We start from the raw sequence: 16,123 nt of genomic DNA, 5'->3' as shown, positions 1-16,123 counted from the left end.
TCACGCGCCGGGACGCCCGCAAAAATCCCGCAGACGCGCGAGCCCCTCTTCGAACCGCTCCCGCTCGATCTCTCCCTGCGCGCTGTCCCCCAGCCGCAGCAGCCAGGACGGGTGGGCAAGCGCAAGACGCCGGACGGCATTTTCGCCCTCTCCCGCCGTCCAGAGCGTTCCACGCCGCTCCGCCATCGCCCTGCCCGGACCATCCAGCGCCTTCAGCGCCGTAGCCCCCAGCGAGACAATGAGTTCGGGCCGGACCAGCGCGATCTCCTGCTCCAGCCAGGGGCGACAGGCCGCCACATGCGCCTCATCCGGGTTCTGATGGATGCGGCGGCGCCCCTGAAGACGAAAACGGAAATGCTTGACCGCATTCGTCAGATACAGCGTGCCGCGATCGACCCCGACCTTTTCCAGCGCCTCCTGCAACACCTGTCCCGCCGGGCCAATAAAGGGCTGCCCCGCCAGATCCTCCTGATCGCCCGGCTGCTCGCCAACGACCATGATCCGCGCCCCAACCGGCCCCTCCCCGACGACGGCCTGCGTGGCCGCACAGTGCAGCGGACAGGCAGTGCAGGTCCGGATTTTCGCCGCCAGATCTTCAGGCGTATGCGAAAGCGGCTGGACTGGAAGACTGTCACGGGCGCGCAACCGGTCGTGAAAGGCGGGAGCCGGCAGAGGCACCTGTTCGGCCATCGTCCGAACGCGCGCTTCCGCCCCGGAGACAAGCTGCGGAATCAGGCGCGTTTCGGGCAGGTTTTTCCAGTAACGACCCGGCATCTCACGCCGCATGGCTTTCGTGCGGACGCGGGCGGGATTGAACGTAGAGGCATAATAAGTGTTCCACAGATCCCCGAACCCGTCATCCAGTTCCGGCTGTTCGCAGGGTTCGGCGGAATAGGCCAGATTCTTCCCGTCCCAGCGGATGGAGCCGCGCGGGGTCAGGATCATCCAGTCCATGTCCGTAAAGCGCTTCGAGAAGAATGGCGCGATCCGTTCGAGAATATGATGCTGCGGCTCGAACCAGGCGATGAACCGCCTCCGCCCCATTCCCTCCGCCTGCGCCGGCACTTCGCGAAATCGGACAAAGGCCATCATCTTGTGACAGTCCTGCCGGTTCTGCCGCACCATGATCCGTGCTTTCGCGATATCGGCGTCGGTCGCCACATCCAGCAGATGCGGATTGCCCTGAACGCGCCATGCGATCCGGTAAGCGAGCGCGAACCGGCCAGGATCGGAATGACACAGCATGTCCCGCAGCAACGCGATGCAGGACGCGCGCAATGTCACGCTTTTCAGGACCGGCCCCTCCGTCAGCGCTCCCATGCCGTCACTGTCATTGGTCTGCTGCCCGAACAGATCCGTCTCGCCCCCCCTGATCCGCCAGTCGAGAGCCTCGGGCGGAATCGCCCGCTGCAACGCCGCGCGCGCCATCTCCCGCCAGGGCTCGAACACGGCGCTGTCCTCAAGGGTCAGGACGTAGCGATTCACAAAAGAGTCATCTGCTGGGGCGCGGGGCTGAACAGACTGCGCAGGTCGTGCCGGTCGGTCAGACGGGCGGGGCTCCAGCCCGGCGTCTGCACAAAAGGCCGGACCTTGCGGATGGACACGTTCAGCCGCGCCAGATCCTCCAGCCGTACGGCCTGATGCCGCCGCGCCCTGAGAATGGCGGCCACGGCCTTCACCCCGAGCCCCGGCACCCGCAGCAGCATTTCCTTCGGCGCCCGGTTCAGATCCAGCGGAAACAGCGCCCGGTTATCCAGCGCCCAGGCCAGCTTGGGGTCCAGATCCAGATCCAGCATCCCGTCCGCACGCCCGGCCGTCAGCTCCCCAAAAGCAAAGCCATAGAACCGGAACAGCCAGTCCGCCTGATAGAGCCTGTGCTCGCGCTGAAGCGGCGGACTTGTCGCCGGCAGCAGGGCGGACGCATCGGGAATAGGACTGAAAGCGGAATAATAGACGCGCCGCAGCCCGTAAGAGCCGTAAAGATTGGCGCTGCTGGCCAGCACATCCTGATCGGACGCTGCATCCGCACCGACGATCATCTGCGTGCTCTGCCCACCCGGCGAAAACCGTTCGGCCCGACGGCCTGTATGACTGCGGTCCTTGCCTGCGTCGATCTTCAGCCGCATCTCCCCCATCGCCTGGCGGATACCCCCCGCCTTTTTCTGCGGCGCATACTGCTCCAGCCCGGCCACGGTCGGCATTTCCACATTGATCGAGAGACGATCCGCATAGCGCCCCGCTTCTTCCAGCAGGCGCGGCGCCGCATCAGGGATGGTCTTGAGATGGATATAGCCCCGGAACCCGTGCTTCAGCCGCAGATCCCGCGCCACCTGCACAAGCTGCTCCATCGTGCGATCGGACGAGCGGATGATGCCCGAAGACAGGAACAGCCCCTCGATGCAGTTGCGCCGATAAAACTCCAGCGTCAGCCACACGACTTCTTCGGGCGTAAAGCGCGCACGCTCCACATTCGAAGACGACCGGTTGATGCAATAGGCACAGTCATAGACGCAGAAATTGGTCAGCAGGATCTTGAGCAGCGACACACACCGCCCGTCCGGCGTATAGGAATGACAGATCCCGTTCCCGGTGGTGGACCCAATCCCCCCGCTTTTTGCGGAATCCCGCCGCGTCGAACCGCTCGACGCGCAGGAGGCATCGTACTTCGCCGCATCGGAGAGAATCGCCAGTCTCTGGGAGAGTGTTTTTTTCATACTATGTTCTTATTTCGTTCCAGAGTATGGAGCGCAAGAGAAACCGTGAAATTAACCAAATTTTTCCCGGTTTTCCGTTATTTTTGAAGGACTTTTTTTAACGGAACCGATTCAGCTTCCGTTAACCACTCCCCCCTATCCTGAGGCCGCAAACCTGCACCGACGGAGAACAGATTCAATGTCATTGTCCATCAATACGAACACCGCGGCAATGGCCGCACTCCAGAGCCTGAACCAGACGACGGCCGACCTGAACAAGACCGAAAACACGGTCTCCACCGGCAAGTCCGTCAACACGGCCTCTGACAATCCCGCGATGTACTCCATCGCCCAGAACATGACCGCCCAGATCTCGACCCTGTCGGGCGTCTCCACGGGCCTCCAGTTCTCCGCTCAGGTGCTGAACACGGCAACGACGGGCCTGTCGAGCATTTCGAGCGCTCTTCAGTCTCTCGCCACCACCATCGGCACGAACACGACAGGCGTCGACAACTCGACCCTGAACGATGCCATCACCAAGACGCTGGCCTCCATCGACTCCGCCGCTACGGGCGCGAAGTTCCAGGGCGTAAACCTGCTCTCAGGCCAGACAGGCAACGGCACGACCTATACGAGCCTGTCGACCGCCATGGACGCACAGGGCTCCACCTTCACGCAGAACGGCTTCAACGTAACCTCCGCCGGTCTCGGCCTGTCCAACCTGAGCATGGAAATGTCCGGTTCTTCGCTGGCTCTGGGGTCAAACACAAGCGCAAATGCGCTAAGCGATGCCGCAAGTACCTCAAACGATGCCAGTCAGAGCGTCCTTCAGCTTAAAAACACGACGGCGGCAAATACGAGCACGACAGCCACGGCTACGAACCCGTCAATTACCTACAATTTTGTAGCTGACGCTCGAGGAACCACCACAACCACTGCCGGCACGACCACAACTACCGCTGACACAACACAGACAACTGCTCTGGGCCTTGTCGGAGCAGCTCTCAGCACAACAGATAATGCAGCCGCATTCAAACTGAAAACAGACGGCACCTTAGCGGCAACAACCGCTTCAAAGGTCACGATTAAATCTCAAACAACTGCTTCTGATGGATCGATCACTTATTCCCTATCAAATGGCGACAGCCTCGTGCAGTCGAAAGATGGTAATGGAAACTCTGTTTACACAGCCAATACTGCCTTTGATTCCAATGGAAATATCACCACGCAAACAGTTGTGACGGACGTTGACACGTCTTCGGCAGCTAGCTTGTCTGGTGGCAGCACATCGAGCGCCCAGAGTGTCAAGCAGGTCGATCTGATGACGCAAGCCATGGAATATCAGGGCTTCGGCGTGTCCCGTGATTCTAATAACAACCTGACCATCGCTGGCAACTCTATTGACGCAACCAGCACATCGCTTGGAACTGCAACTTCTGCCGGCGTATATACTGCGAGTGCCGGCAAGACTGCAACAGCCGTCACCGGTGCATCCGTCGTCAGCGCCGTCGTTCAGGCTGCGATCTCCAGCGTAACGCGCACCGCGTCTTCGATCGGTTATTCCAGCACGACGATCTCCAACCTCCAGACCACGACGTCCAGCCTGTCCGACGCCCTGACGACGGGTGTTGGCGCGCTGACGGACGCTGATCTGGCCGCCGAAAGCGCCAAGCTGACCTCGCTTCAGACGAAGCAGCAGCTTGCCGTTCAGTCGCTCTCGATTGCGAACTCACAGTCTTCCACCCTGCTCAGCCTCTTCCGCGGCTGATCAGGTTTCTGAAGGGTGCTGGTTCATCCGGCACCCTTCAGACCCCCTGCCAATACGCGGGACTACTTCAGAAGCCCCTTGCTTCCTCCCCCAGAGGCTTTTGAAACAGTCTTTTCCGAAAGGAGTTTGCCGTCGTGACCTATGCAGCCTCACAGTATCAGAAACAGTCCGGAAGCTACCTGTCTTCGCGGGAAGTCGAGGTCATGGCGTTCCGACACGTCAATACGCTGCTGACGCAGGCCAAGGATCATGACAGGAAGGTTGCGGCGCTGGCCGCCAATCTGAAGCTGTGGAGCATTTTGTCCCTCAGCGTCGAGCGGGTCGATTGCCCCCTTCCGGCCGTTCTGCGCGACGATCTTCTCAAGGTCGGATCCTGGTCCATGCGCTATTCCAACGCGGCCTTTAATGCCCCGAAGGACCTTCAACCCCTCGTCGATATCAACAACGACATGATCGAAGGACTGTCCACCGAACCCGCGCCTTATGCCATGACGCCGTCCGCGTCTCAGGCCTATGCCGACTCGGCCGCGAAATCCTCTCTGGAACTTGTGGGCTGAGAGTTTTCGACCGCAAAGCAGCCCCCAACTAAAAAAGGGCGCCGGTTCAGCCGGACGCCCTTTTTTCATGCTCTCATACCGGGGCACACGGAACATTCTCGTGTGCCCCGGTGGCCTCAGGGCGTCATGGCCAGTCGGTTATCCGAACGGTCAATATCCGGGATGACGTGATCGGGGTCGAGCGTCACGGCCTTGAGGCCGTCATGAACCGGCAGCGAGACCACAATATCGCTGCTCTGGCGCCAGGCCTCCGTCGGGATGCGGAGATCTTCCGATTTTCCGTCCGCATAATCGGCGCGCAGAACCACCGGGAGCGGAAGCGCGCCGTAGTTACGAACCTGTACGGTTGCGGGCTTTCCAGCGTCGTGATGGACGGTTCCCAGTGCATAGTCCGGGGCGGCATTGGTGAAATACCAACCGCGCCAGAACCATCCCAAATCTTCGCCCGCTTCGCTGTTCATCAGGCGGAAGAAATCCGACGGAGACGGGTGTTTGTAGGCCCATTCAGCAATATAGCGCCGGAATGCCGCGTCAAATCGGACCGGACCGAGGATCTGTTCGCGCAGCAGTTTCAGGCCGTAAGCGCCTTTGAAATACGTCACGCTGTGGCGATATTTTTCAGACACACCATCGGCGGCCGTCATAAGAACCGGTGCATCCGGGTCAGTCAGGACTGGGACGATATCCTGCGCGGGATTGCCGGTTTTGGGCGCAAATTCGGAATCACGCTTGGGAGCGAACTCACCATTATTGAAGTGATCGGACGCATACACGTCGATGAAGGTGTTGAAGCCTTCATCCATGAAGGCGTTACGGCGTTCGTCCGTACCAACGATCATCGGAAACCAGCCATGACCCAGTTCGTGCGTCGTGATCCAGAAAAGCTGCGGATCGCGGTCACTGATGCCGTCAAAAACGATGCCCGGATATTCCATGCCCGCACCATGGCCGCCCAGATTGATGGCGTTCGGCCAAGGGTATTCGAACCACTGCGACGAGAAATATTCGATGGCGTGTTTGACGTAATCCGTTGAACGATCCCAGCCATGCGGCCCGATCCCTTCCCGCGGATAGACCGACATCGCAAGCCTCGGAACGGCATGATAGTTCGTCCAGGGCACGATGGGCGGAAGGTTGATACGCGCGGCATCCCAAACAAAGGCTGGCGAAGCCGCGAAGGCTACATCGCGCGTGTTCCGCATCCCGTAATGCCAGGTGACCTCGCCGCTCTGCTTCAGATGGCTTTTTGGATCGGTGATGTCATCGAGCGTGCGGATCATGACGCGCGCATCGCTCTGCGCGGCCTGTGCAAGACGGTTCCGCTCGACGGGGGTGAGAACCTGTTCGGGGTTGAGCAGCGCGCCGGAGCCTACGAGCGTGTAGTTCCACGGCACCGTTACGCTGTAATCAAAGCTGCCATATTCGAGGAAAAATTCCTGCCCCAGATAGGGCAGCGTGTTCCACCCCCGACGGTCATCATAGACGCTCAGGCGCGGATACCACTGCGCGACTTCATAGATGTCGCCTTCGCGGGTCGGCGTAACAGCGGTACGGCCGCCCCACGGACCGGGGATTGTGTAATGCCAGTCGATTTTCACGAAAGCCACGCCATGCGGATCAATCGTGCGGGGCAGCGTGAGCTGCATCCGCGTGTCGGAAATCAGCGGCGTGACCTCCACTTCACGGCCACCCTGCACGACCGAAACGTGTTCGATCGTCATGCCGTCGGTATGATCGCCCGTCATCATGTGGCTGCCGGGAATGGCGCCGACAGCAGCGCGCGTGTCGGCGCGGTAAATGTTCTGGTCAAGCTGGAGCCACAACACATCCAGCGCCTCGGGGCTGTTGTTGCTGTAGGTCACGATTTCGGAACCGTGCAGCACATGGGCCTGCGTGTCGATCCGCGAATGAATGACGTAATCCGTGCGGTTCTGCCAGTATTGCGGCCCCGGAAGCCCCGACCCTGAGCGATAGACGTTCGGAGCGTCGGGAAGGGTCAGAGGTGCGAAGACGGTGGCCGGGTCAGCGAGAGTTTTCGCAGCAACGGTCTCGGGCAGCAGGGCGGCGGGAACGAGTACGACTCCCAGCAGGGGAAGCAGAAAAAGGCGCACAGACATCCGGGGCGGGCCCTCCGTTGGGTGAGTTCGATGTTATTCCGTTATAATATCTCCAAGCGCTCCCAGATAGGAGGCAAGATCAACTTTCAGCGGCATCAGATAGGCATTGTCGTTTTTCTGCTTCACGACCCCCAGCATCCGGCGCGCAAAAGCAATGTTACCTTCAAGCGTCCCGTCGTAATCGCGCGGGAAGATAACGTGGTTCATGCGCTCCCAGTACCGGCGCGACTTCTCGCCCAGAACGGGGGAAATACCCCAGAACACCGTGTCGTCCCGCAGCCAGTCCATGCAGCATTCGAGCATCGGAATATCGAAAAGCGGCTGGGTGAAGAAGCCACAGGCTCCGGCGTCGCGCTTGCGGGCGATCTCTTCAAGCTCGTGATAGGGCGCGCGGCGATAGGGGTCGAACACCGCATAGACCTTCAGATGCGGGGCCTCGCGGCGGTAGCGTTCAATGATCTGGGCGGACGTGTTGGGATAAACCACCCGATCGCTGCCCGCAGGCGGCGGATCTCCGGCGACGACCAGAATTGAGGTCAGCTCCGGCCGGTCCGCACCCGGCAGCGGCGCGTCCGGGGCGATGTCGGTCGCACGGACATGCGCGATCACCTCGAACGGCGTCTGTTTCACAATCAGCGATGCGGCGTCATGGCTGCGCAGATCAAAGCGGATCAGGTCCGGGACGTTCAGTATGCTGACCTGCGGCAGGATATCCCGCACGGTCTGCACATCCGCCATCAGGGATTCCGGCGTGCGCGGAACCAGTTCAACAGAGACGCGCGTCATGAGGAGGCATCCGCAGACGTTGAAGACGATGTGGCGCGAGCCGCCTGAAGCGTGTTGTGCAGCAGGCAGGCAATCGTCATCGGCCCAACGCCACCCGGAACCGGTGTGATGTGCCCGGCAACCGGAAGTGCTTCGTCAAACACCACGTCCCCGACCAGACGCGTCTTGCCGTTTTCCGCTGCAACGCGGGTGATACCAACGTCAATCACGGTCGCACCCGGCTTGATCCAGTCCCCACGGACCAGACCGCTCTTGCCGGTCGCAACGACCAGAATATCGGCCTCGCGGGCCAGTTCCTTCGTGTTGCGCGTATGGATATGCGCGACCGTAACCGTGCAGTTTTCCTTGAGCAGAAGCTGCGCCATCGGCTTGCCGACGAGGTTGGACGCACCGATCACCACGGCATGCTTGCCGGTCATGTCCTTGTGGACGGACTGGAGCAGCATCAGGCAGCCCAGCGGCGTGCAGGGTACGATCCCGTCGATCCCGAGGGACAGACGGCCCGCATTGACTTCGCCCAGACCATCCACGTCCTTGTGCGGCGCAATCGCGTTCGTCACCACAACCGGGTCGATCTGTGCCGGCAGGGGAAGCTGGACCAGAATACCGTGAATTTTCGGGTTGGTGTTGAGCTGCGCAATCAGATCCAGCAGTTCGTCCTGTGACGTGCTCTGTGGGAGCATGTGCATGAAAGAGCGCATCCCCACGCGATGGGTCTGGATCGCCTTGTTCTTCACATAGACTTCCGACGCCGGATCGTTACCCACCAGCACCACGGCAAGACCGGGGATCGTGTTGCCCTGCTCGACGAATTTCGCCACTTCACGACCGATCTGATCGGTCAGGGCGCGGGCGATGGCCTTGCCGTCGATGATCCTTGAGGCCAGTTCGGACTGCTTCTCGGGGGACAACATGCTCATGGGCTCTCCGGATGACAACAGGCGGTCGTTTCAGTTACGCTGGCGAATGGGCCGTAACGGCTACAGGAACTGAGGATGGTCTCGTGACCGACGAAATACGCAAGAACTTCGCCAGTGACAATGTTTCTCCCGCATGCCCCGCCGTTATGGACGCCATGATGCGCGCCAACGCGGGCAATGTGGGTTCATATGGCGACGATGCGCTGAGCCGGTCCCTGAATGCGCGGTTTGGCGAAGTTTTCGAAACGGAGGTTGCGGTCTTTCCGGTTGTGACGGGAACGGCGGCCAACAGTCTGGCATTGTCTTCGCTCGTGGCGCCCTATGGCGCGGTTCTGTGCGACCAGAGCGCGCACATCAACAACGACGAGGGCGGAGCGCCTGAGTTCTTCATGCATGGCGCCAAACTCGTCACGCTCCCCTCCGCCGATGGTCGCATGGAGGCTGAGGCCCTGCGCACGGGACTGCGGGTCAATGCGGAGGGCGGAATCCTCAAGCCCCCCATCCACGCCCTGTCGCTGACGCAGGCCACCGAATGGGGCACGGTCTATGCGCCAAAAGACCTCGCAGCACTTTGTGAGATCGCGCATGAGCATGACGTTCCTGTCCATCTGGACGGCTCGCGGCTGAGCAACGCCATCGCGCATCTGGGCTGCACACCCGCCGAAGCGACATGGAAAGCCGGGGTGGATGTGCTGTCGTTCGGCGGCACGAAATGCGGGGCGATGGCGGCGGAAGCGGTCGTGTTCTTCGTCAATGACCGCACGCGCCCGGTGCTGAAAGATTTCGAGCGTCGCATCAAGCGCAGCGGGCATCTGTGGTCCAAGGCCCGCTTTCTGAGTGCGCAGCTTCTGGCCCTGCTGGAAGACGATCTGTGGCTGAAAAACAGCGCCCATGCCAACGCCATGGCCCAGCGCATCGTCGAAGGCCTGCGCCGTCACGCGGGTGCACAGCTTCCGTTCGAGACGCAGGGCAACGAGGTGTTCGTCATCCTGCCGGACCGGCTTGTCGAAGAACTGGAAGCGGCAGGATTTGGCTTCTATCGCTGGCCCACGCCGGAAGGTGTATCGGGCACGCTCATCCGCCTCGTACCAAGTTTTCATACACGCATCGAAGACGTGGATGCGCTGCTGGCCGAGATCGCTGCCTGAATGATCAGCCTGTTTGACCTGTTCAAGATCGGCATCGGGCCGTCCTCGTCCCATACCGTCGGTCCCATGCGCGCGGCCGCCCGCTTTGCGGAGAGCCTGTGCGATGCGCCGGACGTCGCACGACTGCGCGTGACGCTTTATGGCTCGCTTGCCTGGACGGCCCGGGGCCATGCAACGGACCGCGCCGTCATTCTCGGGCTGGCGGGAGAAAAGCCCGACACGATGGACCCGACGCTCGCGGACGGCATCGTGCAGTCCGTGACGCAGGCGCATCTGATCCCGTTCAACGGCCATCCCACACCGTTCAATCCGGACACGGACATCGTGCTCGACACGAAAACCGTCCCGCCGGTCCATCCCAACACGCTCCAGTTCGAAGCATTCGATTCCACAGACGCCCTGCTCGCCTGCGCGCGGTTCTGTTCGGTCGGCGGCGGATTCATCGTGCCGGAACAGGCGACCGAAACCGCGACCTACGCCCAGCCCGACATGCCCTATGACTTCACCAGCGGCACGGAGCTTCTGGAGCGCACGCAAAACACGGGGCTCGATATCGCAGGCGTCGTTCTGGCGAACGAAAGCGTGCTGCGACCCCGTGCGGAGGTCGAAGCCTATCTGGACCGGATCGTCTCCGTGATGATGGACTGCGTGGACGCCGGGCTGCACCGCTCCGGCACGCTGCCGGGGCGATTGAATGTTCGCAGGCGGGCCGCCGCACTCTACGAACGGCTCAAGGACCAAAGCCGCAGCAACCAGCCTTCCGCGCACGGCATCATGGACTGGATCAGCCTGTTCGCCATTGCGGTGAACGAGGAAAATGCCGCCGGAGGGCGCGTCGTCACGGCGCCCACCAATGGCGCTTCGGGAGTAATCCCGGCCGTGCTGCGTTATTACCGGGAGTTCTGCCCCGAATACTCGCTCGACGGACAGCGCCGCTTTCTGCTGACGGCCGCAGCCATCGGCGGACTGTTCAAGCTCAATGCGTCGATTTCAGGCGCGGAAGTCGGCTGTCAGGGCGAGGTCGGCGTCGCGTCCTCAATGGCGGCGGCAGGACTGGCGGCGGCTCTGGGCGCCACGCCGCTTCAGGTGGAGAACGCTGCCGAAATCGGCATGGAACACCATCTGGGCATGACCTGCGATCCGGTAGCGGGGCTGGTGCAGATCCCGTGCATTGAGCGCAATGCGTTCGGCGCGATCAAGGCCATCAACGCGGCGTCCCTCGCCATGCACGGCGATGGCGCGCATCACGTCTCGCTCGATCAGGTCATCCGCACGATGGCCGAGACGGGACGCGACATGAACCACCGCTACAAGGAAACGTCGCTCGGCGGTCTGGCCGTCAATTTCCCCGAATGCTGAAACCTCTCACGCTGCGGCCATGAACTCCGCAATGGCGTCCGCAGCGCGCTGCGATCCCCCGAGCAGAGGGGTACCGAAAGTTTCCTGAAACAGGTTCTCCTGCGCTGGACGATATGCCGCATGGCGTTCCTGCGCGCGGGCAATGGCAGGCATCAGATCGTCCAGATCCTCCACCACTTCACCCAGCGTCCAGTGCAGAAAATACGGATCATCCCGCCAGGGCAGTTTGCGTGGATTGAGGAAAACGCAGGGGCGCGGAATGCCGAGGAACTCGTAAACCTGACTGCTGACATCGCCAATATAAAGTGCCGCCTGAGACGTGTAAGTCATGTCCAGCATGGCGGACGACCCGGTATCGACCATCACTTCAGGGCTGCGCTGCCGCTTAAGCTGACGTTCGCGAATGCCGAACCCCTTGTGAAAGGTTTTGATATGCGGTGCCACGACCAGATTGTAATCGCTCTCCCCGGTCTCGCTCTGGGCCTTGAAACCCCGGATCAGCGGCATCATCCAGCCTGATGCGGAGGTCAGCTTGCGCTGGTAATGCGGGTTATACAGCGCAAACGGGCGACCATTGCCGAACGCGATCGTCTTTTCGCGCTGCACGGCCTCGAACACATCGAATTTCGGATATCCCACAACCCGCGTGGTTTCCTGCTTCAGAAGGCCCTTGTCCTGAAAATAACTCTCGATCTTGGGGCCGGGAACAAGCGTCAGATCAAAGTCCCGCACCAGATGCTCGTCATTGACGTAACGGTCTCCGGCGCCGTGCATGAGCAGGATGAGTTTCGGGCCACAAAGCCCCATTTCCTTGAGCACACCGGCTGTATATTCCGTCGCCACCACCGCATCATACTGGTTCAGTTCAGCGATGTTCTCCCGCAGGACCACCAGCCGCTCCTGATCGAGGCGTCTTGCGCGCTTCAGAAGACGGGCTTTCAGCGATTTGGGAAAAGCCTTCAGCGGCAGGTCAGGCACGTCCAGCGCGCGACGGATGCGTGCAAGATGCTTCACCGTCTCGGGGAAACTGTAATACTCCACCACCTCATGGCCGGGGATTGCGGCCAGTGCGCTGGCGACGGACGCCGTGTGGTAACACTGATAGGGTTCGGCAATATAGATGAAGGCGATTTTCATTAATCAGATGCGTCCTACCTGAAAAACAGGCCGGAAACCTGCACTTTTCGGGATTAAGGCCTTCAGGAGAAGACGGGTCGCCGCAAGATCCCGTCCGCGGAAATCCTGACACCGAAATATGTAACATTTTCTTCATAATCTCTGACCTTTTTGTGTCAAGAAACCTTCCCGAAATGCTACAATTCGTTACCGGCATAGACACTCTGGCGGCTTTGTGGTCAGTAAGGCCCGCATGTCCGGCGAACGCTCCGTTTTCAAATCCATTTTCAAAAATGTCAGTGTTCTCACCCTCGGTCGCATTGCCAATGCGCTGTGCAGCTTTATCTATATTGCCGTAGCCGTCCGTGCGCTTGGGCTGTCCGATTTCGGACTTCTGATCCTGATCCATTCGCTGGCCTCGACCGGCTCCGTCCTGTCGCGGATGCAGTCCTGGCAGACGCTGATCCGCTTCGGCAGCGACAGCTTCAACAGCAATGACACAGACCTTCTGCACCGGGTGGTGCATTTCTGCATCCGTCTCGACACGCTTTCGGCGGCGTTCGCCATCGTGTTCGGCCTCGTTGGCGTGCAGATCTATGGCCACACTGCAAACTGGTCCGCCCATGTACGGTTTCTGGCGGATCTATATGTCTGCGTCAGTCCGCTGATGTATTCAGGCTGGGCGAACGGCATTCTGAGGATGGCAGGGAAATTCCATCTCGTCCCGATCATCGACAGCTGCGCCGCCATCGCCAAAACCTTCGGCGTATTGCTGGGCTATGTGCTGCATCTGAAGCTCGGATATTTCCTGTTCGTCTGGGCCATGACGATCGTCATCGATTATGGCTTCTATATTTATTACGCGTTGGACATCCTGCACCGGAAATTCAAGTTCCGGTATTTCCGGGCATTCCGGCACTGGCGCTGGCAGCTTCCGGGCATGTGGCAGTTCACACGCGCGGCCAGCATCAACCAGACGCTGGGCAACATTTCGGGCCATGTGGCAACGCTGGTGGTCGGAACAGGTCTCGGGCCGGCGGAAGCGGCCGTTTTCCGCGTCTGCCGTCAGATCGCGGACGGGATCGTCACCCCGGCGCAGCTCATCTCGCCCGTGCTCTATCCCGAACTGGTCCGGATGCGGGACCGGCAGGACTGGCGCGGCCTCAAGCGCGTGACTTGGAAGATGTTCGGCGTTCTGGGCGGTCTTTCAGTCGCGCTTCTGCTGCTGTCGGCCTTCTTCGGATCAACGATTTTCCGCTTTCTGCTGCATGTCCATGTGCATCACACGTCACTCTATATTTCCATCATGCTGCTGGCAGCGGTGTTCAGCCTGCTGGTTATCCCGCTGGAGCCGCTGCTGATCGTCGTGGGCCATGTGAAGTTCCTCATGAAGAACCGCACTGCCGTCATGGCGATCTATTTCCCGGCGCTTTATGTCCTGACGCGGCATTTCGGTCTGGCAGGGGCCTGCCTGTCGACGGCGGCGTGCAATGCGACGATCCTGCTGTCGCAGATGCTGGGCGTCTGGTTCTTCTACGACCGGATCGGCAAGGCGGAGCGCTGATCCCGATCAGTGCAGAAGATGCGTGGCGTGGGAAGAGTGATGGAACACGGCATACCCCGTCACCGCCACTTCCACGAAGACCAGTTCCAGAACGAGCAGGATCTTTTTGCGGGTTGAAAGCGCCCTGAAGCGGGTCTTGATCTTCGCGTCGTCTCCGGTCGCAGCCCATGCGATGGCGGCGAACCAGCCTGCAAATGTAAAAGCAAACGCCAGATTGACCACAAACGCCTCACGCCAGTGAACTTTGCGGGTACAAAGCGCAATGATCGTTGGGAGAAAAGTCAGCGCCAGCAAAGCCAGCGCTCCACCGACGAATTTCATGACAGTAATCAGGTGCACGACAACACGGTCCCGGGCGGGTGAAAGCCCGAGAGTATTTCGGATTCGATATAAAAACAAACATAAAAAAGGCGGGAAGGTCTGACCCTTCCCGCCTTTTTTGAGTTCTGACGTGCCTCTTACTGGGCGTCGTCGGAGCTGTCGTCGTCTGAACCGGTCGGGGAGACGGCCACGAAAAGCTGCTGCCCGTCACGCAGGATGCGCAGGAGCGGCGGCTGCTTGCGGCCCAGAGCATCATGCACCTGCGCGACGACGGCCTTGGGCGACGGCGTAACGTGATTGCCAACCGCCACAACAATATCGCCCGGACGGATGCCAGCCTGATCGGCAGGTGAACCCTGCACGACATCCGCCACGACTGCGCCCTGCACGCTGTCGTCCAGACCCAGTTCCTGACGCGCACGCGGCGTCAGAGAGGCCAGCGACACACCCAGCTTACCCGCACCGGACTGCGCGCTGTCGGTCGCATCACCCGAAGCATGATCCTGCGCGGACAGGTTGCCGACCGTGAAGTTCACCGTCATCGGCTTGCTGTCACGCAGCAGCCCCAGCGTCGCCTGCGTGCCCGGTGCAATGGAAACGACCTTCACCGCCAGATCATGACCATTCTTGATCGGCTTGCCGTTCAGCGTGGTGACGACGTCGCCGCTCTTGATGCCAGCCTTCTCGGCCGGGCTGCCCTTGGAGACAGACGCCACCAGCGTTCCGTGCGGCGGCGCGCCCGGCTCGGGGGACTGGAGGTTCAGCGCCTGCGCCATCGTGGGCGAAATGTCCTGCCCTTCAATGCCGAGATAGCCGCGCGTGACATGGCCGGTTTTTTCAAGCTGGCTCACGACGGATCTGACGGTGTCGGACGGGATGGCGAACCCAATACCGATCGAACCGCCACCATTGGGCGAAATAATCATGGAATTGATACCCACGACCTTCCCATCCTGCGTGAACAGTGGACCGCCGGAGTTGCCATGATTGATCGGCGCATCGACCTGGATGAAGTCGTTATAGGCACCCGAATGCAGGTCACGACCCAGTGCCGAAACGATACCCGCCGTCACCGTGCCGCCCAGACCATAAGGATTGCCCACGGCAATGACCCATTCACCCGGCTGGACCTCGTCGGAATCCCCCAGCTCGATAAACGGCAGCTTGCCGGTCGGCTTAACACGCAGAAGGGCCACGTCCGTCTTCGGGTCACGCCCGATGATCTTGGCCGGAAGCGTCGTGCCGTCATCGAGCGTGACCGTCACCTTGGTCGCACCGTTCACGACGTGGTTGTTCGTCACGACATAGCCGTCAGACGAGATGATGAACCCCGAACCGCGAGCTTCGACCGTCCGGTTGGGCTGCTGCTGTTGCGGCATCATCTGGAACGGGAAGGGAAACGGGAACGGCGACCCCTGTCCCATACCACCGCCACCACCGCCCGGACCGTTTTCCTCTTCTTCCGCCACGTCCGCCTTGATGTGGGACGTGATGGACACGACAGCCGGCTTCACCTGCTTGACGAGCGTGACGAAATTGGGGAGCGCCTGAACGCCCGTCTGGGGCTTGATGGCGCCGCTGGGTGCTGTGGCAGCGGGCGTTGTGTCCGCGAAAGCAAAAGGGGCCGCGACCAGCATGGTGGTGGCAGCGAGAGCGGACAGGGACATGCGAAAGCGTGTGGTCATATCAATCCCGACTTGTTGCGAAACATCGTGGCTTATAGCGCTGAACTATGAACCCCGTTCCCGTTCCACAAGCTGACCGCCGGGTGAAA

Annotated in this window: 13 protein-coding genes; 5 read left to right on the top strand and 8 right to left on the bottom strand. The window is 60.7% G+C overall.

Going from position 1 to position 16,123, the window contains the following annotated elements:
- Entirely contained in the window at window positions 1–1,485 is a 1,485-nt protein-coding gene (locus tag JK213_RS04545; RefSeq protein WP_194261202.1) for a UdgX family uracil-DNA binding protein, read from the bottom strand.
- Window positions 1,482–2,714, bottom strand: a complete 1,233-nt coding sequence (locus JK213_RS04540) for a putative DNA modification/repair radical SAM protein (protein WP_194261201.1) — start codon at window positions 2,712–2,714, stop codon at window positions 1,482–1,484. The genes JK213_RS04545 and JK213_RS04540 overlap by 4 nt, the downstream gene beginning before the upstream one ends.
- 178 nt (window positions 2,715–2,892) lie before the next feature.
- Between JK213_RS04540 and JK213_RS04535 the strand changes: the two genes are divergently transcribed.
- Together JK213_RS04535 and JK213_RS04530 are read left to right on the top strand one after the other, a co-directional pair.
- Window positions 2,893–4,461 carry a flagellin gene (locus JK213_RS04535; protein ID WP_194261200.1) on the top strand — a complete coding sequence of 523 codons (1,569 nt, stop codon included), beginning with the start codon at window positions 2,893–2,895 and terminating at the stop codon, window positions 4,459–4,461.
- A gap of 134 nt (window positions 4,462–4,595) precedes the next feature.
- Entirely contained in the window at window positions 4,596–5,018 is a 423-nt protein-coding gene (locus JK213_RS04530) for a flagellar biosynthesis regulator FlaF (protein ID WP_194261199.1), read from the top strand.
- 116 nt (window positions 5,019–5,134) lie between these two features.
- Here the strand turns inward: JK213_RS04530 and JK213_RS04525 are convergent, their stop codons facing one another.
- From JK213_RS04525 to folD, 3 genes are read right to left on the bottom strand one after another with little or no spacing between them, the layout of a single operon-like run.
- The gene (locus JK213_RS04525; protein WP_194261198.1) at window positions 5,135–7,135 is read right to left on the bottom strand and encodes a M1 family metallopeptidase; all 2,001 of its coding nucleotides are present in this window, start codon (window positions 7,133–7,135) and stop codon (window positions 5,135–5,137) included.
- 33 nt (window positions 7,136–7,168) lie between these two features.
- Window positions 7,169–7,921 carry a methylenetetrahydrofolate reductase gene (locus tag JK213_RS04520; protein ID WP_194261197.1) on the bottom strand — a complete coding sequence of 251 codons (753 nt, stop codon included), beginning with the start codon at window positions 7,919–7,921 and terminating at the stop codon, window positions 7,169–7,171.
- Window positions 7,918–8,841 carry a bifunctional methylenetetrahydrofolate dehydrogenase/methenyltetrahydrofolate cyclohydrolase FolD gene (gene folD, locus JK213_RS04515; RefSeq protein ID WP_194261196.1) on the bottom strand — a complete coding sequence of 308 codons (924 nt, stop codon included), beginning with the start codon at window positions 8,839–8,841 and terminating at the stop codon, window positions 7,918–7,920. Before folD ends, JK213_RS04520 begins: the two co-directional genes overlap by 4 nt.
- An 83-nt stretch (window positions 8,842–8,924) precedes the next feature.
- Here folD and JK213_RS04510 point away from each other — a divergent pair, with 83 nt between their 5' ends.
- Window positions 8,925–9,989: a low specificity L-threonine aldolase gene (locus JK213_RS04510; protein ID WP_322783010.1), complete on the top strand. Its 1,065-nt coding sequence runs from the start codon at window positions 8,925–8,927 to the stop codon at window positions 9,987–9,989.
- A complete protein-coding gene (locus tag JK213_RS04505) occupies window positions 9,990–11,348 on the top strand; it encodes an L-serine ammonia-lyase (RefSeq protein ID WP_194261194.1) in 1,359 nt (452 codons plus the stop codon).
- A gap of 6 nt (window positions 11,349–11,354) precedes the next feature.
- On the opposite strand, the gene JK213_RS04500 is transcribed toward JK213_RS04505, so the two are convergent.
- Window positions 11,355–12,485 (bottom strand): CDP-glycerol glycerophosphotransferase family protein, encoded by a 1,131-nt coding sequence (locus JK213_RS04500; protein WP_194261193.1) that lies wholly within the window; start codon window positions 12,483–12,485, stop codon window positions 11,355–11,357.
- A 232-nt stretch (window positions 12,486–12,717) separates the two neighbouring features.
- Here JK213_RS04500 and JK213_RS04495 point away from each other — a divergent pair, with 232 nt between their 5' ends.
- Complete coding sequence (locus JK213_RS04495) at window positions 12,718–14,028, top strand: lipopolysaccharide biosynthesis protein (RefSeq protein WP_194261192.1); 1,311 nt, start codon at window positions 12,718–12,720, stop codon at window positions 14,026–14,028.
- Between the two features lie 6 nt (window positions 14,029–14,034).
- On the opposite strand, the gene JK213_RS04490 is transcribed toward JK213_RS04495, so the two are convergent.
- Window positions 14,035–14,349 carry a superinfection immunity protein gene (locus JK213_RS04490; protein ID WP_099285733.1) on the bottom strand — a complete coding sequence of 105 codons (315 nt, stop codon included), beginning with the start codon at window positions 14,347–14,349 and terminating at the stop codon, window positions 14,035–14,037.
- Window positions 14,350–14,486: 137 nt separating this feature from the next.
- Window positions 14,487–16,034 (bottom strand): Do family serine endopeptidase, encoded by a 1,548-nt coding sequence (locus JK213_RS04485; RefSeq protein ID WP_194261191.1) that lies wholly within the window; start codon window positions 16,032–16,034, stop codon window positions 14,487–14,489.
- Window positions 16,035–16,123: the final 89 nt, after the last annotated feature.

Source organism: Gluconobacter sp. Dm-44 (assembly GCF_018256175.1).
Classification (GTDB): Bacteria; Pseudomonadota; Alphaproteobacteria; order Acetobacterales; family Acetobacteraceae; genus Gluconobacter; species Gluconobacter cadivus.
The sequence above is the reverse complement of the archived record's forward strand: the minus strand, read 5'-3'. Positions and strand labels throughout refer to the sequence as shown.

Coding starts and splice junctions, on each gene's coding strand:
- JK213_RS04520 (WP_194261197.1), bottom strand. CDS start 7,921: ATGACGCGCGTCTCTGTTGAACTGGTTCCGCGCACGCCGGAATCCCTG.
- JK213_RS04540 (WP_194261201.1), bottom strand. CDS start 2,714: ATGAAAAAAACACTCTCCCAGAGACTGGCGATTCTCTCCGATGCGGCG.
- JK213_RS04500 (WP_194261193.1), bottom strand. CDS start 12,485: ATGAAAATCGCCTTCATCTATATTGCCGAACCCTATCAGTGTTACCAC.
- JK213_RS04485 (WP_194261191.1), bottom strand. CDS start 16,034: ATGACCACACGCTTTCGCATGTCCCTGTCCGCTCTCGCTGCCACCACC.
- JK213_RS04505 (WP_194261194.1), top strand. CDS start 9,990: ATGATCAGCCTGTTTGACCTGTTCAAGATCGGCATCGGGCCGTCCTCG.
- JK213_RS04535 (WP_194261200.1), top strand. CDS start 2,893: ATGTCATTGTCCATCAATACGAACACCGCGGCAATGGCCGCACTCCAG.
- JK213_RS04490 (WP_099285733.1), bottom strand. CDS start 14,349: ATGAAATTCGTCGGTGGAGCGCTGGCTTTGCTGGCGCTGACTTTTCTC.
- folD (WP_194261196.1), bottom strand. CDS start 8,841: ATGAGCATGTTGTCCCCCGAGAAGCAGTCCGAACTGGCCTCAAGGATC.
- JK213_RS04495 (WP_194261192.1), top strand. CDS start 12,718: ATGTCCGGCGAACGCTCCGTTTTCAAATCCATTTTCAAAAATGTCAGT.
- JK213_RS04525 (WP_194261198.1), bottom strand. CDS start 7,135: ATGTCTGTGCGCCTTTTTCTGCTTCCCCTGCTGGGAGTCGTACTCGTT.